We start from the raw sequence: 466 nt of genomic DNA, 5'->3' as shown, positions 1-466 counted from the left end.
GAAACATTCTTCTCTAAAAAATAGATTTGAACATGCCTTAATTCTGGTGGAACCTGCTTACCACAGCCTTTCATAATTGACAATCATTATTAAATTTTTTCCGATCGTTAAATAGTTTGGAAAGATCTTCTGGGTCATAATAAATATTTCCTCCAATCTTTGTAAAGGGTAATATTCCACTTTCCCTGACTGAGCTCAGCTTTCCTGGAGAAAATCCAAGTAATTTTCTTACCTCTGCTGATTTCATCCACCTCTTAACTTGGTGATCTCGAAATTTTTCCTTGATTAATCTTTCAATCGAATCTAGCAATTCTGATTTCATTCCTTCTAAATCTTCCAACGTGACCAACTGATCCCTTCTCAACTTTTCCATAACACACAAGATTGATTAACAAATATAAAAACGGAATATAGTAATTAAATAAAAAAGCATCCCAATCATAATTCGAATAGGATGCAAATATTA

Annotated in this window: 1 protein-coding gene; it reads right to left on the bottom strand. The window is 32.6% G+C overall.

Annotation, left to right across the window (positions count from 1 at the left end):
- Positions 1–70: 70 nt before the first annotated feature.
- Positions 71–373 (bottom strand): helix-turn-helix domain-containing protein, encoded by a 303-nt coding sequence (locus ACFRAE_RS17765; RefSeq protein WP_422798510.1) that lies wholly within the window; start codon positions 371–373, stop codon positions 71–73.
- Between the last annotated feature and the right edge of the window lie 93 nt (positions 374–466).

Origin of the sequence: Sphingobacterium sp. HJSM2_6 (assembly GCF_049316305.1) — a bacterium.
In the GTDB taxonomy this organism is placed as follows: Bacteria; Bacteroidota; Bacteroidia; order Sphingobacteriales; family Sphingobacteriaceae; genus Sphingobacterium.
This window is presented reverse-complemented; position numbering and strand designations above follow the sequence as displayed.

Bases quoted from the DNA above. Each gene is read 5' to 3' on its own strand.
- ACFRAE_RS17765 (WP_422798510.1), bottom strand. From the start codon at position 373: ATGGAAAAGTTGAGAAGGGATCAGTTGGTCACGTTGGAAGATTTAGAA.